A 4,414-nucleotide genomic window follows, 5' to 3' on the forward strand; every position below is an offset into this window, starting at 1 on the left:
CGCGACCGGCGGCACAGCGCGGCCGCGCGGCGGCCGAGCTCGCGCACCACGCTCTCGCCGTCGGCCGGCAGCACGCGCCGCGGCGGCAGGCCCGGCGGCTCCGCGGCGCCCGAAAGGCCGTAGCGTTGCAGGCCGCCCTGCCGTGCCAGGGCGACGAGAATGTCGCGATCGCGCGGCCCGTCCCGCTCGATATCGAGCCAGGCGAGACCATCCCGCGGGGCGGTCGGCAACGGGACGGACGGGCAGGACGGAAACCAGCGGCCCTCGACGAAGCGGGCCGGGACGGGGGCGACCAGATCGCGAACCTGACGCCGCGTGTCCGGATCGGCGAACAGATGGCCGTCCCACGAGACGATCGCCTCCAGGGACTGGTCCCCGCCGTCCCAGATTTCCAGGGGATCGGACATCAGGCCGAGGGTCGGGACCGGCGTCAGCTTCGGCACCCGGACGCCCTCGGCCAGCACCAGATCCGGACCGAAGGCCTCGATGGCGGCGGTGTCGGCGGCACGAAGCAGGGCCCAGCCGCGCCGCGCACAGGCGATCTCCAGCCGACGGAGCTGCTCCGCCTCGCCGATCGGCGGCGCCGCGAGGGTCGGAGCGTGGACGGCAATCCTCATCGGGGACCTTTCGGACCGAACACTGCAATGTCGAACGGCCCACCAGCCGAAATGGTCTCGGCCGTGCGGCTCACGGCCACAAGGCCGCACGCAGGCCGGCGGCGACGGCCCGGGCGTCGAACCGGACGCGAAGATCGGTGCGCGCCCGGGCGCCGCGTCGTGCCGCCTCGTCGGGCGACTCGACGACGGCGCGCAATGCCGCCGCGGCGGAGGCGACGCTCGGCTCGGCCCAGCTCTGGTCGGGCGTATAGCTGGCGTTCGGCACGGCCGGCCTCACCGGCACCAGCGTCCAGTCGACCAGATAGCCGGTGTCCGGAGTCACGAAGGCCGTGTATCCACCCCAGCCGGTCACGATCACGGCCTTGCCCAGCAAAGCCGCCTCGAACGCGCCGAGCCCCCACCCCTCGCCGCGGCTGAGCGACACGTAGCAGTCGCCGCGGTCGTGCAAGGCGCGCAGCTCGCCGTCGGACAGGTCGTCGGTGACCAGCACGATCGGCGGCGGCCGCCGCCACTGTCGCATCGTCGCACGGCGCACCATGCGGGCCAACTGCGGCCGCACCGGAAGCGCGACCGGATACGGCCGCTTGCGGCGCGGCGGCCTAGTCCGTTCGAGATCATCCGCCGTCGTCTTGACGATCAGGGCGACCGGATCCGAATGGCGGAACGCAGCCGTGAACGCCTCGATCAGCGGCGCGATGCCCTTGCGCTCCAGCCAGGTCGAGATGGTGTAGAAGACCCGCCGCCCAGCCAGATCCGGAAGCCTCGCATCGAGCCTGGCGCGGTCCTCGGCCGAAGCCGGTCCGTCGAACGATGGGCGCACATGCGGCACGACGACGATCGGCACCCGCACGCCGCTGGCCCGAAACACCTCGCGATTCCATTCGGTCGGCACGATGACGCCGTCGAGACGGTTGAGCAGCGCCGGCCAATGGCCGGGCAGGCGGTCCGTCTCCCATACGGTGCAGCCCCAGACCGGGGCGTCGCCGCGCGCCCGCTCGCGCGCCAGCAGGGCCGGATAATACTCCGGGACGAGATGCAGCACGACGCGGTCACACACCCGGTCGAGGTCGCGCAGGCGCTCCAGATCGCGCCAAGCCGAGCCGACGGGCCGTTCGGGCGCCGGGACGGTGAGATAGCCCGGACGGCTGAGAACCGGCTCCCAGGCGACCGAAACGCCGGCCGCATCGAGTGCCCGCACGAGCTCGGTGGCGGCCGTGCCGTAACCGGTCCGGTCGCTCCAGCCCACGTAACGCAAGGTCGTCATCGGAGGCGAAATCCATTACGTCATCAGCAGGAGCGGACGGCTTTATAAGCGAGTAGGATACGTGAGAGAAGCGGTCTCGCTCGGTGGCCGGACGGACTGCGGGCGGCGCTTGTCGGCGTTCGTCCCCGGCGTAGATACGGAGCGCGTGCTTGGTTCCCCATGTCGTCCGGTTCGTCTTCGGGCTGCGCCCGCAAACGGCACCGTTCCACCTGCTGCATTATCTCTGCCTGGCCTCGTGTCTCGAGGTCGTCCGGCCCGAGCGCGTCGTCGTCCACTGCCTGAACCAGCCGTGGGGGCCGCTGTGGGATCTGATCAGGCCGCGCATCGAGGTCGAGCCGATCCGGCCCGAGGACATGGACCAGGGGTTCGCCTACGACGACCCGTTCATGGCCCGGTTCAGCTACGCGCACGTCTGTGACATCCTGCGACTGAAGCTGCTGCTGGCGCATGGCGGCGTCTATGCCGACATGGACACGCTGTTCGTGCGACCGCTGCCGGCGGCACTGTTCGAGGCGCCTTGCGTGATGGGTCACGAGCGGCCGGATCCGGCGAACCCGAAGGCGGCCGATGGCTCCCTGTGCAACGCGTTCATCATGGCGGAGCCCGGGGCGGAGTTCATCCGGCTCTGGCTGGAGCAGATCCGCGCTGCCTTCGACGGAAGCTGGAGCAACCACGCTTGCACGCTGCCCTACCGGCTCAGCCGGTCGCATCCCCAGCTGATCCGGGTCGAGCCGGCGAGGAGCTTCTTCGCGCTGGACTGGACGCCGGACGGGATCGCGGCGTTGTTCGAACGGTCGGTGACGCTGCCACACGACGCGTACAGCCTGCATCTGTGGGCGCATCTGTGGTGGGACCGCGACCGCCGGGACATGTCCCGCTTCAGCCACGAGCAGATCACGCCCGCCTATGTGGCGCATGCCGACACCACCTACGCGCATCTGGCGCGGCGCTTCCTGCCGCCCGGTCGCGTGCCCTCGCCGCTCCGCCACCGGCTGGAGCGCGCCTATTGGAGCATCGCCACGGCCCGCATGGGAGTCTCGAAACGAAGGCGCGAACCGGCGCTCCGGGCGATCCGATGAGTACCTCCCCTTGGGCGCTGCTGATCACGCCGATCGTTCCGGATCCCGAAGGCATCGGGCTCGCCCGGCGGGCGTGGCGCTGGGTGGCGGAGCTGTCGGCGCGGCATCTCGTGCTGAAAGTTCTCGTCGTCGCCGATCCGCCGCGGCCGATGCCCTCGGGCCCGCTGCTGGTCCCGGTCGAGCTGCTCCGTCGCGCCGGACCGCCGCTGCGCACGCGTCACCTCACCGACTGGGTCGATCCGGACCAAGCGATGGCGGACGCGCTGTCGAACCTGTCCGGACCGCCGCCGGACCGCGTCGTGGTGTTCCGCCTCTATCTTCACGACGTCGCCGCGCTGCTGCCGCCGGCTTGGCGGGCGCGCGCCGAGATGGATTGCGACGACTGCGAATCCGTCACGCGCTGGAGCCTGGCCGGCCTCGCGCTGCGTCACGGCCGCGTTCGCCAGGCCCGCGCCCTCGCCCGCGACGCCCTGCACTACGGGCGCGTCGAGCGCGAAGTGCTGCCGTCCTACGCCCTGACCCACGTGGCCGCGGCCGAGGACGTGGCGCGGCTGCGCCGTCACGCCCGCGACGGCAATGTCCGGGTCGCACCCAACCAGATCGCGCTGCGGCCCGACCTGCACATCGGCCCGCCGCCGCTCGACCGCCGTCACCTGCTCTTCGTCGGCAGCCTCACCTATCCGCCCAACGACGACGCGGTGCGCTGGCTCGGCAAATCCATCGCGCCGCGACTGCGGGCCGCGATGCCGGACATCCGCATCACGGTGGCTGGCGCCGCCTCGCCGGCGCTGGCCGCCCGCATGGCGCGAACCGGCATCGACTATCTGGCCGCCCCCGACGATCTCGCCGACGCCTATGCGCAGGCCAGCGCCGTGATCGCGCCGCTGCGCGGCGGCGGCGGAACCAAGTTCAAGATTCTGGAGGCGTGGCTGCACGGGCGCCCCGTGGTGGCGACCCCGCACGCATGCCGCGGGCTGGACGCCGAGCCGGACCGGCACCTCCTGCAGGCCGGCGGGGCGGCGGCGTTCGCCGGGGCCTGCATGCGTCTGCTGCGGGATCAGGAGCTCGCCGCACGACTGGTCCGCGACGGCGGCGATCTGCTGCGCGCGCGCTTCCTGCTGCCGGAGGCGCGGCCGGCGGCGGCCGATCCGGCCCGCTGCCGCCCGGACCTCGTCTCGCGCTGAGGGTCAGGCCGTGGCCGGGGTCGGGGTCGGCCGCACCCGGCTGCGGCGACGCCGAAGCTGGCGCCGGGTCCACAACCACAGGCCGGTTCCCAAAAGGGCGATCAGCACGACCGACGTGATCACGTTGATCAGCGCCGACCAGCCGCCCGCCCAGTTGCCCTCGTGGATCAGGCGCGGCCAGTTGCGGCCGGTCGGCACGAGCCCGTCGCGGCCGACCGCGAAGACGGCGTGCTCGCCGCCCAGGTCGACGCGCGCCAGGAGCGCGCGGCC

At 72.3% G+C, this 4,414-nt stretch carries 4 protein-coding genes and 1 pseudogene; 2 read left to right on the forward strand and 3 right to left on the reverse strand.

Annotated elements, in window-relative coordinates; genetic code table 11:
- Positions 1-617 (reverse strand): hypothetical protein (locus CH341_RS28675; protein ID WP_146604661.1); only part of this gene is annotated, 617 nt, incomplete at its 3' end.
- A gap of 70 nt (positions 618-687) precedes the next feature.
- Positions 688-1,881, reverse strand: coding sequence for a glycosyltransferase family protein (locus tag CH341_RS28680; RefSeq protein ID WP_111422580.1), 1,194 nt, complete (start codon positions 1,879-1,881; stop codon positions 688-690).
- Between the two features lie 149 nt (positions 1,882-2,030).
- On the opposite strand from CH341_RS28680, the gene CH341_RS28685 reads away from it, so the two are divergent.
- Both CH341_RS28685 and CH341_RS28690 read left to right on the forward strand, forming a co-directional pair.
- The gene (locus CH341_RS28685) at positions 2,031-2,960 is read left to right on the forward strand and encodes a capsular polysaccharide synthesis protein (RefSeq protein WP_245431296.1); all 930 of its coding nucleotides are present in this window, start codon (positions 2,031-2,033) and stop codon (positions 2,958-2,960) included.
- Positions 2,957-4,144 (forward strand): glycosyltransferase, encoded by a 1,188-nt coding sequence (locus tag CH341_RS28690; RefSeq protein WP_111422585.1) that lies wholly within the window; start codon positions 2,957-2,959, stop codon positions 4,142-4,144. Before CH341_RS28685 ends, CH341_RS28690 begins: the two co-directional genes overlap by 4 nt.
- A 3-nt stretch (positions 4,145-4,147) precedes the next feature.
- Here the strand turns inward: CH341_RS28690 and CH341_RS28695 are convergent.
- A pseudogene (locus tag CH341_RS28695) lies at positions 4,148-4,414 on the reverse strand (PepSY domain-containing protein); the annotation flags it as partial.

This window comes from Rhodoplanes roseus (genome assembly GCF_003258865.1).
Taxonomy (GTDB): Bacteria; Pseudomonadota; Alphaproteobacteria; order Rhizobiales; family Xanthobacteraceae; genus Rhodoplanes; species Rhodoplanes roseus.